The sequence below is a fragment of the Lysinibacillus sp. NPDC056185 genome, from assembly GCF_047737915.1.
Taxonomy (GTDB): domain Bacteria; phylum Bacillota; class Bacilli; order Bacillales_A; family Planococcaceae; genus Lysinibacillus.
Genome location: NZ_JBLLLQ010000007.1, coordinates 51,970 through 71,269, shown reverse-complemented (window position 1 = coordinate 71,269; position 19,300 = coordinate 51,970). Strand labels below are relative to the sequence as shown.

At 36.5% G+C, this 19,300-nt stretch carries 15 protein-coding genes, 1 tRNA gene and 3 pseudogenes; 17 read left to right on the top strand and 2 right to left on the bottom strand.

What is annotated here, in order from left to right:
* Window positions 1-3 precede the first annotated feature (3 nt).
* From ACMZ42_RS09350 to ACMZ42_RS09295, 12 genes are all read left to right on the top strand, one after another.
* Complete coding sequence (locus tag ACMZ42_RS09350) at window positions 4-942, top strand: hypothetical protein (RefSeq protein ID WP_415731279.1); 939 nt, start codon at window positions 4-6, stop codon at window positions 940-942.
* A gap of 22 nt (window positions 943-964) precedes the next feature.
* Window positions 965-1,276 carry a hypothetical protein gene (locus ACMZ42_RS09345; RefSeq protein WP_374966160.1) on the top strand — a complete coding sequence of 104 codons (312 nt, stop codon included), beginning with the start codon at window positions 965-967 and terminating at the stop codon, window positions 1,274-1,276.
* Window positions 1,277-1,298: 22 nt separating this feature from the next.
* On the top strand, window positions 1,299-1,865 hold the full coding sequence (locus ACMZ42_RS09340; protein ID WP_415731278.1) for an HNH endonuclease: 567 nt from the start codon (window positions 1,299-1,301) through the stop codon (window positions 1,863-1,865).
* Window positions 1,866-2,246: 381 nt separating this feature from the next.
* Window positions 2,247-2,711 carry a hypothetical protein gene (locus ACMZ42_RS09335; RefSeq protein WP_415731277.1) on the top strand — a complete coding sequence of 155 codons (465 nt, stop codon included), beginning with the start codon at window positions 2,247-2,249 and terminating at the stop codon, window positions 2,709-2,711.
* The gene (locus ACMZ42_RS09330; RefSeq protein ID WP_415731276.1) at window positions 2,711-3,805 is read left to right on the top strand and encodes a DUF5309 family protein; all 1,095 of its coding nucleotides are present in this window, start codon (window positions 2,711-2,713) and stop codon (window positions 3,803-3,805) included. Before ACMZ42_RS09335 ends, ACMZ42_RS09330 begins: the two co-directional genes overlap by 1 nt.
* Window positions 3,806-3,902: 97 nt before the next feature.
* The gene (locus ACMZ42_RS09325) at window positions 3,903-4,298 is read left to right on the top strand and encodes a phage tail assembly chaperone (protein WP_415731275.1); all 396 of its coding nucleotides are present in this window, start codon (window positions 3,903-3,905) and stop codon (window positions 4,296-4,298) included.
* 237 nt (window positions 4,299-4,535) lie between these two features.
* Entirely contained in the window at window positions 4,536-4,823 is a 288-nt protein-coding gene (locus tag ACMZ42_RS09320) for a hypothetical protein (RefSeq protein ID WP_415731274.1), read from the top strand.
* Between the two features lie 9 nt (window positions 4,824-4,832).
* The gene (locus ACMZ42_RS09315; RefSeq protein ID WP_415731273.1) at window positions 4,833-7,421 is read left to right on the top strand and encodes a phage tail tape measure protein; all 2,589 of its coding nucleotides are present in this window, start codon (window positions 4,833-4,835) and stop codon (window positions 7,419-7,421) included.
* 726 nt (window positions 7,422-8,147) lie between these two features.
* The gene (locus ACMZ42_RS09310; RefSeq protein WP_415731272.1) at window positions 8,148-8,723 is read left to right on the top strand and encodes a recombinase family protein; all 576 of its coding nucleotides are present in this window, start codon (window positions 8,148-8,150) and stop codon (window positions 8,721-8,723) included.
* A 225-nt stretch (window positions 8,724-8,948) separates the two neighbouring features.
* The gene (locus tag ACMZ42_RS09305; protein WP_415731271.1) at window positions 8,949-9,497 is read left to right on the top strand and encodes a hypothetical protein; all 549 of its coding nucleotides are present in this window, start codon (window positions 8,949-8,951) and stop codon (window positions 9,495-9,497) included.
* A 240-nt stretch (window positions 9,498-9,737) separates the two neighbouring features.
* Window positions 9,738-10,004, top strand: coding sequence for a hypothetical protein (locus ACMZ42_RS09300; protein WP_415731270.1), 267 nt, complete (start codon window positions 9,738-9,740; stop codon window positions 10,002-10,004).
* Window positions 10,005-10,157: 153 nt separating this feature from the next.
* Window positions 10,158-10,216 (top strand) — tRNA-Ser (locus tag ACMZ42_RS09295).
* A gap of 290 nt (window positions 10,217-10,506) precedes the next feature.
* Here ACMZ42_RS09295 and istB read toward each other — a convergent pair.
* A pseudogene (gene istB / locus ACMZ42_RS09290) lies at window positions 10,507-11,114 on the bottom strand (IS21-like element helper ATPase IstB); the annotation flags it as partial.
* Window positions 11,115-11,386: 272 nt separating this feature from the next.
* Here istB and ACMZ42_RS09285 point away from each other — a divergent pair.
* Complete coding sequence (locus tag ACMZ42_RS09285) at window positions 11,387-14,518, top strand: metallophosphoesterase (protein ID WP_415731269.1); 3,132 nt, start codon at window positions 11,387-11,389, stop codon at window positions 14,516-14,518.
* 326 nt (window positions 14,519-14,844) lie between these two features.
* On the opposite strand, the gene ACMZ42_RS09280 is transcribed toward ACMZ42_RS09285, so the two are convergent.
* The gene (locus ACMZ42_RS09280; protein WP_415731268.1) at window positions 14,845-15,879 is read right to left on the bottom strand and encodes a hypothetical protein; all 1,035 of its coding nucleotides are present in this window, start codon (window positions 15,877-15,879) and stop codon (window positions 14,845-14,847) included.
* Window positions 15,880-16,027: 148 nt separating this feature from the next.
* Between ACMZ42_RS09280 and ACMZ42_RS09275 the strand changes: the two are divergent.
* From ACMZ42_RS09275 to ACMZ42_RS09260, 4 genes and pseudogenes are all read left to right on the top strand, one after another.
* Window positions 16,028-16,744: pseudogene (locus ACMZ42_RS09275) on the top strand (IS256 family transposase); the annotation flags it as partial.
* A gap of 83 nt (window positions 16,745-16,827) precedes the next feature.
* Window positions 16,828-17,610: a hypothetical protein gene (locus ACMZ42_RS09270; RefSeq protein ID WP_415731267.1), complete on the top strand. Its 783-nt coding sequence runs from the start codon at window positions 16,828-16,830 to the stop codon at window positions 17,608-17,610.
* A gap of 16 nt (window positions 17,611-17,626) precedes the next feature.
* A complete protein-coding gene (locus tag ACMZ42_RS09265) occupies window positions 17,627-18,091 on the top strand; it encodes a hypothetical protein (RefSeq protein WP_415731266.1) in 465 nt (154 codons plus the stop codon).
* A 239-nt stretch (window positions 18,092-18,330) separates the two neighbouring features.
* Window positions 18,331-19,165, top strand: a pseudogene (locus tag ACMZ42_RS09260) (ISL3 family transposase).
* Window positions 19,166-19,300: the final 135 nt, after the last annotated feature.

The window sequence follows — 19,300 nt, the reverse complement described above, 5'->3', positions numbered from 1 at the left end:
ACTATGACAACAGCAATTACAGGAAAAGAATTTGTACAGCTACACCCGAATACAAGACAAAAGGCAGTAGCGCAAAAGCTAGATTACGTGGTAGTTGACGGAAAGCCTTACGCTACAGAAACTGGCGAATACTTAGGAGATAAGTATGTTCACGATTTAGTGCCTCGCCGTACAGAGGGTCAATGTAAAGTAATCAAATCTAAACGTATCTTGGAAGAGCATGAGGTAGAAAACGGAGGCTTCGTATTCACCTTCTTTAAACAGTCGCGCATGATAAGCGAACGATTCCCAACACTCAACAATTCTGATATTGCACGACTGATGTACCTCGGTACTTACATCGCATGGAACACAGGGCGCATTCAGTACGATAATGGTCGAGTGATTGACCGTGAAGGCTTTGAAAAGTTGATGGGATTAAGTACAAAACGCTCACGCGAACTATTCAAACGCTACGTAGAGGCGGAGATTTTAGCAGAACGAGATGATTGTATCTTTATGAATCCAACGGTGTTTTATCGAGGGAATGTAAAGACAATCAGCCACGCAGTATCAGATATGCAACACACGCGTTTATTCAAGAAAACGATACGTGACTTATATGAGAAAACAAACGGCAGAACGGTTGGACAGCTTGCGCTAGTCTACTCAGTTATGCCTTTTTTAAATTTCGAAACAAATACAATTTGCTTCAATCCAGACGAAACGGACAAGGATCGCCTACGCCCGATGGGATTAGAGAAACTTGCGGTTCTATTGGGATATGCAAACGCAGGTAAGTTAAAAACCGCATTGAACCGTGTTCAGATAGACGGACAAGTAGTATTTAACTTCTACGAAAATCCGCGAGACAGACGTGAGAAACGTATTACAGTCAATCCTCGAACAATCTTTGCGGGCACAGGCGAGCAATTAGCTGCGATTATGGTGCAGTTCAATTAAACAAAGGAAAAGGAGAACGATCATGACACTAACCATTAAACAAAAAGTAACAGAAACAGGGCCGGCGACAGTAGAAGTTGTCATTGAGTTGCCTGACGAAAGTATATTCCGTGAGGTTTATCATAACGGAAACCTCGTATTCCCTGCATTTGTTTCGCTGCGTAAGGTCTTGCAACACTACAAAAAAACAGAAATCGCAGTGATTACAACAAGTGAGCCACTGGCCAGAGAGTACAACTACGAACATCAAAATCCTAATGCTCGCTTATTAATGGAGTTAAACAAGATAATCGCGCGAAACGGTCTGACCGTTAGCGTTGAATATGTGCAGTAAAAATTAACAGATGAAAAGGATGATGACTATGACAAAGAAAACAATGAAGGTTTGCACAAAATGCGGTACTAAAACCAAACATTTTTACAGCATGAAGCGAACACACTGCATAGAATGTGAACGTAAGGACGCTCGATATCGTATGGCATCGCTTGAAAATAGAGCGCGCGGTGCTTTCCGACACGCAAATAGAAAAGCAGAGCAATTCGGAGTCACGAACGATTTAACTTACGACGATGTTATGTATTTGTTTAAGTTAGCTGGCGGACGATGTGCGTATACAGGCAGATTTAGCAACGATTTATCTCTCGAGCATGTCATACCGATGTCAGCAGGCGGTGCTAACACGATAAGCAACATAATTGTTGTCGATATCAGTGTAAATCGAATGAAAAATGATCGTAGTTTCCTCGAATTTATCGAGACAAAATATAATCCTTACGATGTTGCGCCACTCGTTAAACTACTGGCGGCGCGAGGTAATCGTGATTATGCGGGGCTATATGACGAGTTATATGAGTTCCAACGAGAAGAGTGCAATGCGTGGTATAGACGTCTTATGGACAAGCAGAAGCAGGCTGCAGTATGACGAAAATGAACAGAGAATTTGAGGCGTGGAGAATGGATGACGATTTCTACGCCTTATATGTTGGCACGGGATACCCTACCGCAATTAAGCGTATCAAAGCCAGGAAGGATTACGCGGTCATGGCAACTTACCACACTCGCGAGGGTAAATTACACGCAATACAATTCAAAATTCCAGTCAGACTGCGGAGGGGCTTGAAATCCGTACTAAAACGGCTCGAGGACGATTCCTACGTATAAACTATCAACCAACTTATTTTAACGCGTTAGAAATAAAGAATCAGCGGAAATCGTTACCCACGACCGCTGAAACTGGAAGGGCGGTGAGTGTTCCATAAACACACCGTAGTATCCCATATTAAAACTTAGGAGGAAAAGGAAAATGACAGATGAAACAACAGTACAGCCGGAACAAGAAGTAATCGAGGAACAAGTAACCGATCAATCGACAGAGCTAACGGAAATTGACGAGTTACGAGCGCAAGTAGCTGAGTTTGAGGCGCTAAAAGCGCAAATAGCAGAGCAAGAGGCGACTCAAAAAGCCGAGATATTCGCGCAGAAGGTCGAACAATCGGGCGTTAAAGACTTCGATAAATTACAACCGTTCTTGGACGCAACAAAGCTAGAAGGCGATGCACTAGACGAACTGCTCGTCATTTTGCGTGGCATGAAGCCAAAGCCGCCAACAATAGGGAGTCCTACAAACGGCGGTAGTGGAGATAAAACGGTTCAACAGGTTGTACTCGATCAAGCGAAGGCTAAAGCCAAACGCACGGGTTCACCAGAAGATATTGCTACATTCAGCGGATTAAAACATAAATTCAAACAATTTGGGGGACGACAATAATGACAAACGCAATCAATACAACAAACTTAGTAGGTAAGAAAGAATCTGTAGTAGATGAGGTACTTTTACTCAATCCAAATCAAACACCTTTAATTAATTTACTTGGTTTTAGTAATCCGGTAACAAATACAATCCACCAGTGGTACGAAGATAAAATGTTTGATACAAAAACGAAGGTAACAGCCGCAGCAACTGCAACAGCGACAGAATTAACAGTAGCAAGCGTGGAGCCGTTCGTAATTCATTCAGTTGCACAGATTGACGAGGAGCTAGTCCTTGTTACTGCGATTGATAAGGTGGCTAAAAAGCTGACAGTAGAACGTGGTTATGCGGAAACTACTGCAGCTGCAATCGTAAAAGATGCTGAAATCGAGTTCCAATACGATATGACACCGGAGGGAGCAGACGCACCGAAATCGCGATACAAGGCGCGTACTCCACAAAATAACGTAACTCAAATCTTTATGGAATCAGTAGAAGTAACAGGTTCAGCGCAAGAGGTTGGGCAGTACGGGGTAGATGACCTTTATAACTACGAAAAAGCGAAGAAACAGTTAGAGGTAGCATTACAGCTTGAAAAATCACTAATCAACGGGATCAAGCTAGACAATGGCATTGTTCGTCACATGGCGGGTTTACGTCAGTTAATTAAGACGAATGTTATGGACGCGTCCGGCGCATCGGTGACGGTTAAAATGTTAGGAGATTTAGTTCAATCAGTGTTTGAAAAAGGCGGACTAGCGAGCGGCGGTCAATATGCGTTTATTGTCTCGACTAATCAAAAACGTGCAATCAGCGACCTCCAAAGTGACAAAATCCGAATCGTTCAAGCTGAAACGAGCCGTGGTCAAGTAGTGGATCATATCGTTACAGAGTTCGGCCAGTTCCCGGTAATCATGAACGATAACGTAAAACCGACGGAATTATTCTTCATCGATATTAACCGTACAAAAATTAAGCCGTTGGGTAGTCGCGGTTTCCATCACCAAGACACTGCAGTCACTGGCGACAATCGTCGTGGTTTTATCGTTGGTGAATATACATTAGAGTTCAAACAAGAATCAGCGCACGGACGTATCAAGAATTTAGCGTAACAATTTCCCGGAGGCTTGCGATTAATTTCGCAGGCTTCTTTTTGTTTCAAACGTAAAAAGTCCAACTAAAAAAATAAACCGAATAGGAGACGATTAAATGTCAATTTTAGATTCATTTTTAGGGGCAAAGCCCGCAGTAGAAATTACAGAAGAGGTATTTATTAAACGTTTAGGCGATTCTATTACTATCAAGGCACTAACTGGCGAAGATATCGATCAGATTCGTGATCAAGCAACTTATCCTGTTAAGAACGGAAAGAAAACGGAGCTAAAAGTGAACGAGGAAGAAGTATCACGTTTACTTATTGTTAAAGCAACGGTTGAGCCGAACTTCGCAGATAAGCAATTGTTAGAGTATTACAAAGCATCTGACGCGGGAGATTGCGTACAAAAGGCGTTATTAGCCGGTGAAATTGCACATATTCAGACTGCAGTATTATCATTATCAGGATTTAACGATGAAGATGACGAGATCGATGAAGTAAAAAACTAATAAAGGCGGGTGGCGAGGCATTCTTGCTGCACCGCATTTTCCAAAATCACCACATACCACCGCATGAAGTTTACGCGATGAAGAAGCGTTACAGGACGTTTATGTATGCGTCAGAAATGGCCGTGATGGAGGAAGAAGAACAACAGCGAAAAGAATTAGAACGTAAGCAAAGGTAGTAGAAGGCGCTCTGAATAGGGCGTCTTTTTATATGCCAAAAAACGCAAGGGGGATGCGGAATTGAAAAAATTAACGGCTCAACAACGATTATTTTTACGGGCAGGCAGCGTAATTAACGACTTCGAGCGCAACGACTTTAAGGTTAGCGCAGATGTAGCCGCTCGAGCGGAGGAATTAAAACCGCAATTATTGTACATGGTCAGATACGACAAAAGTTTTAGATATGAGGCTGGCCTGTTCTTAAACGGTTTAGTATTAGCGACTAAGCAAGCAAAAGGTCAAGACTTATTAGCGGAGTTTAAGGTTGTATGTGAACGTATTAATGCAGCTCTAGAGATGAGGTGCTAAAGTATGGCAATGAACCTTACCGCCGTATTCAAGGTTCGCGATCAAGGTACGGCTATGCTGCGGAAATTAACGCAATCAATGGATAGCGTTAATCGATCAAGTCGTATTGTTAGCGAAAGTGTATCGAAAACGCAAAAATCCGTAAGTCAACTTGGCAATACTGCTACGTCAACAGGGTCCCAAATGGACGGTTTAAAAAGTAAGCTAGCCGGATTGGGTGCAGCAGTTGGGGTGGGTTCGCTTGCTAAATCAATTGTTGGTATTGGCGCTGAATTTGAAGCCTCGATGTCAAAAGTTGCGGCCGTTTCAGGTGCGACAGGCGGAGACTTGGCGAAGCTTGAGGCGAAAGCTCGCGAAATGGGTGCGAATACAAATAAAAGTGCGTCTGAGGCTGCGGATGCGTTGGGTTACATGGCATTAGCCGGATGGGATACGCAACAAATGCTCGGTGGGATAGAGCCGATTTTGAAATTATCTGCTGCAGGAAATATGGAATTGGGTAGGACGTCAGATTTAGTCACTGATTCGATGGCGGCGATGGGACTCACTGTTCAGGATTTACCTGGCTATCTCGACATGGTAGCGCAAGCCTCTCGTAGATCGAATACTGAAATCGAGTCACTAATGGATGCGTTTCTAATATCCGGTGGTCAGTTTGCTTCATTGAATGTTCCGTTAGCGGAATCTACATCATTACTTGGTATCTTAGCCAACCGTGGATATAAAGGCGCAGAAGCCGGTACAGCAATGAACGCAATCCTCACTAACATGACCACAAAAGGTGGAGAATCCGGAAAGGCAATGAAGCAACTCGGTTTATCTATGTGGGATGCACAAGGTAATTTCATTGGTCTAGAGGCTGGATTAATGAAGGTTAAAGATAAACTTTCAGGACTGACTCAAGAACAGCGCAACCAAGCGATATCTATGATTGCCGGCAAGGAACATTTAAAGACGTTTCAGGCACTACTATCGGGACTCGGTGCAGAATACGGATCACTGAAAAACGACATCAGTAATTCAAGTGGCGTACTCGAGAAATTATATAAAATAATGACTGACAATTTAAAGGGCGACTGGGATACGCTTAAATCCGGCTTATCGGATGCTGCGATAGCCATATTTAAACAACTTGTCCCGGCTTTACGTGCTGGATTAAAAGGTTTGTCCGGATTGGCGAGTTATATACCTAGAATTACCGATGCGTTTTTTAGTTTCGCAAAATCGCTATCATTCTTAAAGCCTTTATTAGTTCCGCTAGGTACATTCTTAGGCGTTTTATTATCATTAGTTGCCGGATCGATGGCCTTAACCGCACTAGGCGCAGCTTTCTCGCTGTTAGTAAGCCCTATCGGATTAGTCGCTGCAGCAATTACAGCGGTCGTTTTAACCTTCGCAACAGCTTATAAAAAGTCAGAAACATTCCGAAATGCCATAAACGGAATTGGCAGCGCCTTTAAAGCCGTATCGGAAATACTTAAAAACGGTCTTAAAGGATACGGAACAGCAAGAAATCTGCTTGAGTCAGCCGGATTTAGTGAAGATCAAATACAGTCAGTTATAAGCTTCTCATATAAGCTAAAGGACGCATTCGATAAAGTAAAGAGTGTATTCAGCGGTCTAGGAACATTAGCGACTGGTGGAAGCTCACTTAATCTATTAACTGCGCTAGGGCTATCGCCAGAGATGGCTACGAAAGTAGACGGTCAGATTAACGGAATCAAGGCGAAAATCTCGGAATTTATAACTAACGTTAAATCTAAATTCGGTGAAGTAAAAGCGTATATTGCTGAAAAAATAGAGCAGTTATCCCCGACATTCGACCGTTTGAAAGAGATATTCTCTACGGCATGGTCCACGATAGTTAGCGTATTAAAAAACGCTTGGTCTATCATAGAGCCGTTTTTGAGCGGTTTCTGGAACATGTTACAGGTTCTCGGCGATATTGCTATGGTTGTATTTAATAACATTATCATGCCGGCCATTTCGTTTTTAGTGCAACTGATCTCGACTTTATGGTCAATAGCACAACCTATACTAACTGGGTTAGGGCTATTATTTGAATTAGTGTCGACTATAATTAAGCGTTTATGGGATAACGTCCTAGTGCCATTTATCGACTTTATCACAACCGCGGCGAAAAATGCGTTCGACAACTTTGCTGGTTCGCTAAAAATCGTGCAAGGCTGGTTCGAAACACTTAGCGGGTGGGTGAATACAGCTTATGGATATGTAAAAGACTTTATCGACTTTATTGGTAGAGCTAAATTACCTGACTGGGTAACTAACGGAATAAGTGCAACGGTATCGACAGTTGGTGGTTGGCTAGGTTATGACAGCGGCGGTAAAGGCGGTAATCCGAAATCGCACTATAGCGGATTAGATTCTGTACCATATGATGGGTATACAGCTCGGTTGCATAAATCAGAAAAAGTTCTTACTGCGCGAGAGGCTAAGGAATATGACGAAGGACGCTCGGGCGGTGGAATTACTATCGCAAAGTTAGCTGATCAAATTATATTACGTGAAGATGCAGATATCGACGATATTGCATACAGATTAGCGAAATTAATCGAGAGAGAGAGAGATCACAAGTAAGTTAGGACAAACGGGCAGGTATCGGCTTTTACAGCGGTGCTTGCCGTTTTTTTTATGCCTAATTACGTTAGAACTCCGAATTCAAATATTAGTAATCGGACATAACGCAAAATCAACGCATTATATAGAAGAAACTCGAAATTAGCATTGCCGAATATGTCCGATTTTAACGCATTTTCGACGCTAGTATATCGGAGTATATGACGTGTTTTATCGGGCAGATGACGGAAATGCACGCATCATTAAAACACTTTGATTCTCGACGATTATCACCGTTTGACAATCGGCATAATCCGTCATTTACTAAACCTTCCGAAATTGACGACATTATATAGAAGAAAGTCGAAAAGGCAACTATAGTAGACGTTAGTTCTGACGCATAATTGACGGGTAGAGGCATCGGATGGACGCGCACCTAAAACACTTTACATTACTTTACATAATACGAAGATTTCTGCGATACATATAATAGAAGAAAGCCGTAATGGCTACGTTTTATGTAAAGTGATATAATGTAATGTTAACGCTGATTACAGGGGGCAGGCGGTCGGATCGGACGGGGCGGTCTGAAACTCGAGGGGTTACAGTATGACGCTATTTTAACGCAAAGATTCTGGACACTCTCGCATTATCAAAACTTAACAGTATTGACAACGTTATGCCGATACGATAAGATAGCCTTATAAACGTTATCAAAACTTATTATCAAAAGTTAGGGGCGATATAATGGCTAAATACGGATATGCTCGAGTGTCAACGGTAGCGCAAGATTTAGAGTCGCAAATTCAATCGTTAGAATCGGAAGGCTGTACGCAAATCTATAAAGAGAAGTTTACAGGGACTAAGACGGATAGACCGATATTTAATGAAGTCATGGAATCGCTAACAGAAGGTGATACGTTAGTAGTAACAAAACTAGACCGGCTAGCCCGTAACACTAAAGAGGGTATCGAGGTTATAGAGGCGTTATTCGAGCGCGGTGTACGTGTGCATGTGCTTAACGTCGGACTCTTAGAGAACACAACTATGGGACGTTTCTTTCTTACTACGTTATTAGCTGTAGCTGAAATGGAACGCAATTTAATCATTGAACGAACTCAAGAAGGCAAAGCAATCGCAAAGCAGCGTGATGATTTCCGAGAAGGCAGACCGAAGAAATTTGATAAGAAACGCTTAGACACTGCAATGCAGCTATTGGAATCGAATAGTTATAAAGAAGTCGAAGCAAAGACGGGAATTTCAGTCGCAACTTTAGCGAGAGAAAAAAGAAAACGAAAAGAACAAACGATCAAAAACGATTAGTTTCGTTAATGATCGTTCTTTTTTTGCGTTAAAAGTGCGTGACCCCAAAGCCCTCGATTCTAACGGGCGCTTTCTGCTGTTCGCTATTTACAAACAACTTTTTTTCATTTGGGGGTTAGGAAAGAGAAAATGATGTAAACTTTATCGGTTTTAAATATTAAGAGTCAGTTAATAAAATGCTAAAATAAAACTAGGTTTGTAGCACGAAGGAAAAGAGGGGTTTAATTGGATTTTATTAACTATTTAACAGTTGACCAAAGAATTGCTGTTTTAACAACATTAGCGACTTTCACAATCTCTGTAATATCAGTTGTAATTGCTGTTAGATCATTAAAGGTTACCAAAAGATCGATAGATGAAGCAAATCGACCTTATGTAGTAGCATCTGTGGTAGGAAATGTTGGATATCGTACCGAAAAGTTGCTTATGATAAAAAACTACGGCAACACAGGGGCAACAATTGAATCTATTAAATTTTCGGAAGATATCGCAGAAGAAGAATTATTGATAGAATTTTTAAATTCTTTAAGTGGAATTTTCATCGCTCCAGGACAGTCGTTCATGTTTACTTTAAATAAACCTAGAGAAAATGAAAATGTAACGCTAGTGGGTGAGATGGCTGTTATTTATAAGGATTTCAAAAATAAGTTTACTGAAAAATGTAAATTAAATTCAAAAATTATTAATACAAACCTTCAAATCTCATCAGATTCATTATCTGAATTTGAAAATAAGTTATTAAATACGTTACATAATAATAATCGTCAAAAGTAACACTTGCAATATTTGGATATTTAGATGTTGATGTTCGTTTATTGCGTCAGTTTTGCGTCAAAAAAATAAGCGCAGGAATCCCTGCGCTCGTAACTTGTTTTTTCAAATTCTACATAAATAATAGCTTAAAATAAAAGTGCCGTAAATACTTTTTTTTCGCAAGTAGTAAACAGTCGTGAGAGCCTATTCTAATGCGGTTTCAAGGGCGTTATACTCGGTACGTAAAGGAGAGTGGTACTGATGGTTTACGCAGAAGTAGCAAGGGTGACAGGTTTAACTTACGATATAGTTGAAGGAGATGTTAGATATATAAGAAAGTTTATACCTGGTTTTGCGGAAAATGGCGAGTTAAAAATACGTGAGTTGTCGTATTATGTATGTTATAGAGCAGAGTTTACGGATGATAATAAGAATAAACGTGAGCAAGGTATTAGGGCGATGAAGCTGGCAATCAAGCAAGATATAACGGAAAATTTGCCATATGAAAATATGACATTTTATATTTAGCGGATAAATCGACTTTACTTCCGCTGTCAAATAACGTAAGATGATTCGTAAGAAGGTCGACTATGCAATGTACGACCATTGAACGGATATTTGTCCGCCAGTACGTTTATATCACCGTTTCAAATGACGGTGCAGTCAACGATACAACAATGCGGATGTTATAGCGGTGCAATAACGAATAAGGGACGCGGGTTCGACTCCCGCCGTCTCCATAATACGATTTCATTGGATTTCAATGAACGTCAAAACCCTTGTATATCAAGGGTTTTTTATTTTGTCTATGTCATATAGTTTCATTGAGTATCAAACGAAAGTAGTCAAAGCGTAGTAGCTCAACTACATTTCAATGTAGCTGGCGAACTTCTGAATAGCTTCTTCTTTCGCTTTCTTCGTAACGTGTGCATAGATGTTTGAGACGGTTGGTTCACTCCCGCCATGTGTTGTAATTGTATAAATGTCAACACCAATATGTACATTTTCGCTCGTTTAAGGATGTACAAAATCACTCATTTTCCGAGGTTAAATGATGCTTTAATCGGTATGAATCACCGACGATTGTGACAACACTTGCGTGATGTAAAATACGATCTAATATCGCGTTCACTAACTTCGGTTCAGGGAAAATTTCATCCCTTGATTTGAAGTTCATATTCGCTGTGAAAATCGTGCTACGTTTCTCATAACGGGCATCAATGTGCTGGAAAAATAGTTTCGCTTCCTCTGGATCAATAGGTAAGTAACCAATCTCATCGATGATTAATAATTTATATTTTGTTTAATGTTTCAAACGACTCTCTAGCCTGTTTTCTAAACGTGCTTTTTTCAGATTCTGAATTAAGTCATAGCACTTAATACAATAGGTACTTGTTCGTTTTTTAGCTGAAGTAATGCCGATTGCTGTGGCCAGATGGGTCTTGCCGACACCACTTGGACCAAGGAATACAATATTCTCATTTTTTCTTCGATAAAACGTAGGCTTTGAAAATCGAGTATTTGTTGCTGGTTAATACTTGGTTGGAAATCAAAATTAAAATCCTTTATTTCCTTTAAATGCGGAAATGCAGCGACTTTCACCATCGCATGAATCATATTTTGCTCACGAACATCGATTATAGTTTAAAAGAGGAAGGTTAAGTACATAATCCGTTTTTGATAATAAAGAGTTATTTTAATTATCCTTTTCACTTCGAAATGTAGCAATTGTCATAGTTACTTCATGCTTTTTTGGCTTCTACTGGTTTTAAGTAGAGGGGGAATACGAATCAACACAACGTATTTCTTAAAAATTTTCAACTTATACCCAATTTTATGTATAATAAAGTTGATAATTAGAAAATAAGGTTATTATAGTAAAAAAAGTAACGTTCACTGGAGGGCTGAATATGAAAATTATTCAATTATCTGATATTCATTTTTCGAAGTCTAAAGACAATTCACTTTTAAAAAAAAGGGATAAATTCTTTGATTCATTAGTAGCAGAATGCTTAGATCAAGAACAAGTTATTTTCACAATCACAGGCGATATAGCAGATAGAGGAGATAAAGAGGAATACCAAGAGATAGCTTTACCTTTTTTTGATGGTATTAGTACTAAACTTGAAGAAAAATTACCTGATTTAAAATTCGATTTTATATTTATACCTGGAAATCATGATTGTGATTTTTCTAATGTACAGTTACAAGAATTTAGAAACTCAATATTACCACAAGTAAAAAATAATATAACGTTAATTGAGAATGAAATATATCAAAAAAACATTTTACTGCAAGATGAATTTAATTCATTTATTGATTTATATCATGGTAAATGGAGAACTCTTAAAGAAGTTTATGTCAACCCTTTAGTAAAGGTTATTAACTGTGTTACTAATCAAACAGAAGTATCATTTATACTTATGAATACTTCTTGGATTACAACTATTCATGAAAAGCCAGGAGAAATGTTATTCTACGAAAAATTTTTAAATGAAGTAAAAGGCTATTTAAGTCCTATAAATATAACTCTATTACATCATCCTACACATTGGTTAGAACCTAATAATAAAAGGGTGATTGAGGAGATAATACAAAGTGCTTCCAACATAGTACTGTCGGGGCACGAACATGCAAAAACTGAAGTTATAAAAACTGACTGGAACAACAAAAATGTAGTTTATGTTGAAGGTGGGACATTACAAGAACATTCAGATCCGAGTTTAAGTGAGTACAATATACTCAAGTTCGATATAGAAAAAAATCAATTTAAGGTATCTACAATGTCATGGAATTCTAGAATGTATTGCTTAAATGATAGAGATAGAGAGATGTGGCATCCAATTTCTCAAGAATATGGAACTTCGTCAACTCGTAAACTATCGATTAATTCTGAATTTGAAGATTTTTTAACAGAATCAGCTATTCCGCTAAGTCACCCTCGAAAAGACAAAGTAAATCTTAATGACTTGTTTGTATTCCCTGATTTAGAAGAAATGATTTATCACGAAGAGAATGAAAAGCAAGAATTAATAGAAACTATAGATATTCCTGAACTAATATCTAATGATACAGAATCTACACTTCTTATTAGTGGAGAAAAGGATAGTGGAAAAACCACTTTATCGAAAATAATCATGCAGTATAAATTAGGCGAAGGGTATTATCCTTTACTAATAAATAGTGAGGTAATAAATCCTACGTTAGCACATAATATTGAAAAGTTAATAGAAAAATCCATAGGTGAGGTTTATTCATTAAATGATCTTGATATATATTTACAGCTAAATACTACTGAAAGAATTTTAATTATTGAAGACTGGCATAAATGTGTATTAAATGATGATACTAAAGTAAAGTTTTTTAAAAGATTATCTCAATTTTTTAGTCAAATAATTATTTTTGCTGATTCTGAAACTCCTCTCTCTCCTAAATTAGTATTAAATGTTACAAAAGAAGGTATACGAATTAGACGATTTAAAGTTCTAGAGTTTGGTTATCAAAAGCAAGAGGAATTAATCGAGAAATGGGTTTTGCTAGGACAACATGAGACTATTGATCGGGCTAAACTTTTAAAAGAGATTGATATAAAGAAACATGGTATGGCTCCTATTTTAAGAAATGGTTTTGTACCAAAATATCCTTTATATATGTTAATGATATTAAGCTCAATGGAATCAAGACAACCACACAATTTGGAAAAAAGTTCGAATGGATATTACTTCGAAATTCTAATAAAAGATTCCTTGGTTAATTTAGAAATTGAGTTTAATGAAACAGAAAAATTATATCAATATTTAACTGATTTCGCATACTATCTTTCTATTCATCCAGATAACAAAATTACTTTAAATGAGTGGAGGGGATTTCATGAAAACCACTTGGAACATTATGACATGAATCCTGATCAGATTCCATTTAATCCAATTAGAAATAAGCTTATCAATGAAAAAGTTATTCGATTTAAGGAATCATGTTTCGAGTTTTATTATCCATATGTCTTTTATTTTTTCACTGCTCAATATTTTGCCCGAAATTTGCATAAAGTTGAGATCAAAGAAGCGTTAATTGATATAACAAGTAATCTTCACGTTACACAAAATGCGAATATAATTATGTTTTTGACTCATCTTTCTAAAGAGGCAGTTATTAAAGAATGTGTTTTAAATGCTGCGAAAGATCTTTTAAATACTTTACCTCCAAGTAAGTTAGAAGACGAAATACAATTTATAAACAATTTATGTACAAAAATTATTATTCCAAAAGTAAATGCAGATCTGGACGCTGTAGCAAATCGTAAGAATGTAAATAAAAGCAAAGATGATTTTGAAAAAATATCAAAGCGATCTGAAGGTGAGAATCTACCAAACGAAAGCCATTTTTTGGAGGATGTAGAAGACGATGAAGTAAAGCAAAAAGTTATTGAAGAGGTAAATACTGCAAATAAGTCATTTAAAATGCTAGAAGTAATAGGTCAAATATTAAGAAACTATTATGGATCTATGGACAGGGAAGAAAAAATAGCATTAAGTACTGAACATTACCAATTAGGACTAAGATTAAATCATTGGTTAATCACGCAAATTGAAGAAATAGCCGACATGTTGATAGAGCATATCTCAGATTTCTTAAGTAAAAAAAATTCAATTACTCAAGATAAATCAACAGCGTTTGCTCAACAGTTTGTATACACATTAGCGAGTATTATTACACATAATAACCTATGGAAAATTGCTATAACTGCGGGTACTGAAGATTTAGATCGTACATTTACTAGGATTGAGGAAAAAATACCAACTGTTGCAGTAAGTTTAATAAATTTAATTATTAAAATAGAATACTATAAGGATTTCCCTTACAAAGAGTTAGAGTTATTTGTAAACAAAAATAAAAATAATATTATTGTAATGCAAATTATTAGAGAAGTCGTAAAAAGATATATATATTTAAATGATATTTCACTATCGGATAAACAAAAATTATGTACAATTACTGGTTTAAAAATATCATCAAAATTCCTTGTAAAATTAGTAAATAAATAATAGGTTCTTGCGAAAAAAAAGAGTAGATTTATCTTCAATAAATTTTATCGAACGTAGTGTCAAAAGAGTAGTTAATTATTCTACGACTATCCTAGAAGTTCTATAGTTTTGGAGCAACCTCCATGAGTTTCCGCTCTACATCCCGTGTAGTTTGTCAAAGGTTCTTTTCACTTTGACTGGCTATACGGGATGGGGAACACTCTATAAATGATGATTGCCAAAAAACAAAAACTTAGCTTTTGAAGAATCTTGACTCAGATCCACTTCTTACAATAAACTTATAATCAAGTTTTATATAGATTATAAATTAATGATTATTTAAGCATTTATTTTGTATCTAATAATTTCATTAATTGAATTTTTTTATCTTCAATCATTTCTTGAATTTCCATATCTATTACTTTTAAAGATTCTTTAAATTCCAAATCATTTTCATACTCTAACTCATTAATTAAATGGTTGATAGATCCATTAAAATCATATGGATACCAAGTCACTTGTCTAAATTTATTTAAAATGTTTCTTGGAACTACTTTTTTTGATACTATTTCGATAAATTCTTTATCAGATAAATCATATCCATCATTTGGAATCCCTAATTGCTCTACAATTCTAATCATTCTCTTTAAATCATGTCTTGATTTCTTATAACTCCAAAATAGATTATCCTGAACAAGAATATATTTGTAAATTGGACCAGTAGTTGTTTTTCCGATTAATAACTCAACAACTATTAAAACTTTAGCGTTATCATCAGTACTATCTCCTTTGAATTCTTCAAAGTTTTTAAAGAAACTTACTTTAATAAAACTTTTATAATCATAAGGGTTATACTCATCGATTAAATCTTCAAATAGATGTTGAAAACGCCAGTGGTACTTATAGCAGTCAATACTATCATACAATTCATTATGATAATAATCTCCTTCATCAGCATCAAACCAACTTCTTTTAATACAAAATTTATCTGCAACCCAATCTAGCAATTCGTCATTAAGCTTAGGAATTATAGTCTCTTCATCCACAACATCTGCATATTTAATTTCAAATTTGGAATCGATAAAAGAAGGGATTTGTCCTCTTTTGATCCCATGATTTTCAAATATATTAAAAAATTTTTTTGCCAAAATATTTAAGGGGCTATCTTTTTTTACTAAATCGGTTTCTCCATACACATTAGTAGTGTTATTAATATTTACTTCACCATCTGTTTGGAAATTATTATTTCCGTTTAGAATTTTCAGGTTTTTAAATTCTGGATTACTTTCCCTTTTTGTTTTTAAATATCCAATTAAAACACTAAGTATTAGAACACCGATACCTGAAAATATCCATTCTTTATTAGAAATTAAATAGTTCATCTAATTCTCCTTAAATTTATTTTTCAAGTCACCCTTTAATTGGAGAGTATAAAATATTTTGTGTAAATGAATAAAACTACAAAAAAGGAAGACCTTTTCTTGGTAGAATTAAGTCACCACAACCAATCCTAGAAAAGAGGTCTTCCCTATGAATCAGTTTACAACAGAAATTGTCGAAGCTCTAGTAAAAAAACAAGATATTACCGAAGTTTTTCATACGCATTTAGAAACAGCAGTCAATACGTTACTTGCGACAGAACTGACGGCTTTTTTAGATTACGAAAAATATGATTGAATCGGCTTCAACTCTGGTAATTCACGCACGTTACATACAGAATACGGTGATTTAACCATCCAAATTCCACGTGACCGCAACGGTGAGTTCAAGCAACAGACCGTCGCACCTTATAAACGCTCAAATGACACACTAGAATCAACGGTCATTCATCTCTTCCAAAAAGGGATTACAATGTCCGAAATCGCTAGTTTAATTGAAAAGATGTATGGCCATCATTACACACCGCAGACGATTTCGAACATGACAAAAGTGGTCGGAGAACAGGTAGAAGCTTTTAATAAACGTCCCTTAAACGCACGTTATGTCTGCGTTTACTTAGATGCGACGTATATTCCAGTGCGTCGTGAAACAGTGTCTAAAGAAGCTGTTTATATCGCAGTTGGCATTCGTGAGGACGGGTCAAAAGAAGTCCTAGCTTATACGATTACACCAACTGAGTCTGCGTACAACTGGCAGGAACTTCTCGCAGAACTTAAGGAACGAGGTATCGAAGAAGTGCTTCTGTTTATCTCTGATGGCCTAAAAGGCATGGTGGATGCAATTTCTACGGTCTTCCCAAAAACCAAAATCATTCCTTCGAACAAATCTATTTAAAAATCAAAAAGTGATGATCTATAAGAAAAGGTTGGATTGTCATTTACACAAAAATATTGACAGTCCCTACTCAAGAAACAGGAAATTTTTGCGGTAAGTGTGGGACTAATTTAAATGAAACGGTTACGCAACCGCAAACTAGTGCACCTGTTAAAGAAGACAACCAGCCAAAGCATGAACAACAAACGGAAATGGTTAGCTCTATAAACAGTAATGAAAAACTAGAAAAATTGAAAAACGAATCAAGTCAATATATGTCCTACTTTATGGACCAAATGAAGCAACCATCTAAAAATTTCTTTGACACAGTGGCGCATTTTAAACAAAATATTATTTCAATAGCCGTTTACTTAGTGTTATGCAGCGCTGTAATTTATGCGTTTTTATCGAATATGGGATACGAAGGCGACTTGGGGATTGTTGAATTACCTTCTAAAACTTCCATAATATTTAAGTTAGACTTACTCGTGCTATTGATGATTGGTTTTGGTATGCTTTCTGCATTTATTACCACTAATTTATTTGGACCTGAAGCGAGTATTAAAACAATTGTAAGCCAGTGCGCATCTTACTTCGCTGTTCCTATCATTACATTAATTATTACCATTTTAGCCATACTAATTGATTCAGTATATATAGGACTTATATTCTTAGCTATCAGTTTATTGTTAGTAATGCTAGTAATTCCAATGTTTGTAGTTGTAATGTCGTTGCAGAAACAATCTAAAAAAATAGAGCGTTTCTATGCATATTTAATTTCTTTAGCAATCATAGTCATTTTAAATTTTATTTTTTATATCGTTTTAATGCAATCAGTTATTTCAAATATGTTTGAATAAGAGGTTAATAACTATAATGATTAAATGGAAATTTATTGTGATTATCATTGTTTGCGGAGGGATTTTTCTTTCGTACATGGGTTATTTTGATAAACCAGAAGATTGTATTGATGATTTTTTCGATGCATATAATCAACAAGATGTTAGAAAAATGCTAGAGATAATTGATAATCCAGAAGTGAGCAAGATTAAAAGTGTTTTGAGTTTTACAGGTGTTATTAGTGATGCCCTTGTAGGGGTAGATATGGGTGAATTATTGTTAGATTTTATGCCAATCTCAGAGGATTTATTAGGTTATACAGGTTCTAGAATGCACGCGGATATTCAGTCAAGCGAGATGGATTTTCTTCGGAATCGCGCTACTGTTCATGTAAGAGTCATGACCGAGTCGGATGATAAGAGCAGTGTGGACAATCTATTGTTTAAACTGAAGAAGAAGGACCGCAAATGGTATATCACAGATGTTCAAGAAGACTATTAAACAAGAATTATTGAGCTCATAATCAAGTAAACATCATATGCTATTATAATTTCAAAAGAAGGCTCACCAGTCATCATCAGATTTCTGTGAGCATTCTTTTTTAAATCTATAAATATCTTTCTCGATTCTATAATATTTTTGGGTATTCACACAATTACACGCATAAAAAAGCACAGATTCACTGATTTATATACACTTGAATTGTCGAGAAACAAGTAATAGAAAGGTGAACTGTGCAAATGAATTTTAACATGAATATCCCAGGATTAAAAGATGTAGAGATTACAAAAGTAGAAGAAGTAGGTATCGAATCGCATTGTATGTACAATTGCCTAAATGTACGCATCAATGTCCAGTTTGTAAAAAAGAAACATCGAAGATTCATGATTATCGTATACAAAAGATCAATCATTTAAAATGCGAATGCGGAGACGCGCAATCGATTGATATTTTGCCGAATCGTAAAAAAGAAACAATAAAAAATTACTTAAGTCAGTATGGAGCAGATGTTGAGATAGTGGTCATGGATATGAATCCAAGTTTTAAAGCAGCTGTTCGTCAATTGCTAGGTAGACCTGTTATATTGTGGCAGACCGCTTTCATTTTAGCCGTTATATCTATTGAGCAAAAGATGAAGTGCGCCGATAAGTCAAGTGTTTTATAAACGTGCATCTAAATTATCATCTAAACAGTGGTACTTACAGCGCTATACAGAAATGTCTGAAACATTAAAAGTAGCTCATAAATTAAAGGAAGCCTATTGTGAATGGTTTGATTGGGCAAAAGATAAAGAATGATGTCGTAGAAGTGAAGAAGCGATTACAAGCTTTTTACCGTATGGTAGAAGAGACAAAATTACCAGCTTTCTTAAAAGCAATTCAAACATTTAAAAACTGGCAAGTTGAAATCTTAAATAGCTTTAGTTTTGGTTATTCCAACGGCTTCTTGGAAGGCATTAATAATAAAACAAAAGTGATGAAACGGAATGCATATGGCTTTCGACGCTTCGATCACTTTCGAGCAAAAATTTTATTAAATTTAAAGTATAAAGATATCGGGGTTCATCTGGGTTAACGTGCTAAAAGATTACACCACCCCAACATTTGACTTAGAACCTAAAAAATGAAATGAAATTTTAAAAAATCTTGTAGGCTTTTTTAAAACTATTCTCAAGAAACGTTATCCAAAGGGAATTTAATCTTAGGAAAG

Bases quoted from the DNA above. Each gene is read 5' to 3' on its own strand.
- ACMZ42_RS09350 (WP_415731279.1), top strand. From the start codon at position 4: ATGACAACAGCAATTACAGGAAAAGAATTTGTACAGCTACACCCGAAT.
- ACMZ42_RS09345 (WP_374966160.1), top strand. From the start codon at position 965: ATGACACTAACCATTAAACAAAAAGTAACAGAAACAGGGCCGGCGACA.
- ACMZ42_RS09340 (WP_415731278.1), top strand. From the start codon at position 1,299: ATGACTATGACAAAGAAAACAATGAAGGTTTGCACAAAATGCGGTACT.
- ACMZ42_RS09335 (WP_415731277.1), top strand. From the start codon at position 2,247: ATGACAGATGAAACAACAGTACAGCCGGAACAAGAAGTAATCGAGGAA.
- ACMZ42_RS09330 (WP_415731276.1), top strand. From the start codon at position 2,711: ATGACAAACGCAATCAATACAACAAACTTAGTAGGTAAGAAAGAATCT.
- ACMZ42_RS09325 (WP_415731275.1), top strand. From the start codon at position 3,903: ATGTCAATTTTAGATTCATTTTTAGGGGCAAAGCCCGCAGTAGAAATT.
- ACMZ42_RS09315 (WP_415731273.1), top strand. From the start codon at position 4,833: ATGAACCTTACCGCCGTATTCAAGGTTCGCGATCAAGGTACGGCTATG.
- ACMZ42_RS09310 (WP_415731272.1), top strand. From the start codon at position 8,148: ATGGCTAAATACGGATATGCTCGAGTGTCAACGGTAGCGCAAGATTTA.
- ACMZ42_RS09300 (WP_415731270.1), top strand. From the start codon at position 9,738: ATGGTTTACGCAGAAGTAGCAAGGGTGACAGGTTTAACTTACGATATA.
- ACMZ42_RS09285 (WP_415731269.1), top strand. From the start codon at position 11,387: ATGAAAATTATTCAATTATCTGATATTCATTTTTCGAAGTCTAAAGAC.
- ACMZ42_RS09280 (WP_415731268.1), bottom strand. From the start codon at position 15,879: ATGAACTATTTAATTTCTAATAAAGAATGGATATTTTCAGGTATCGGT.
- ACMZ42_RS09265 (WP_415731266.1), top strand. From the start codon at position 17,627: ATGATTAAATGGAAATTTATTGTGATTATCATTGTTTGCGGAGGGATT.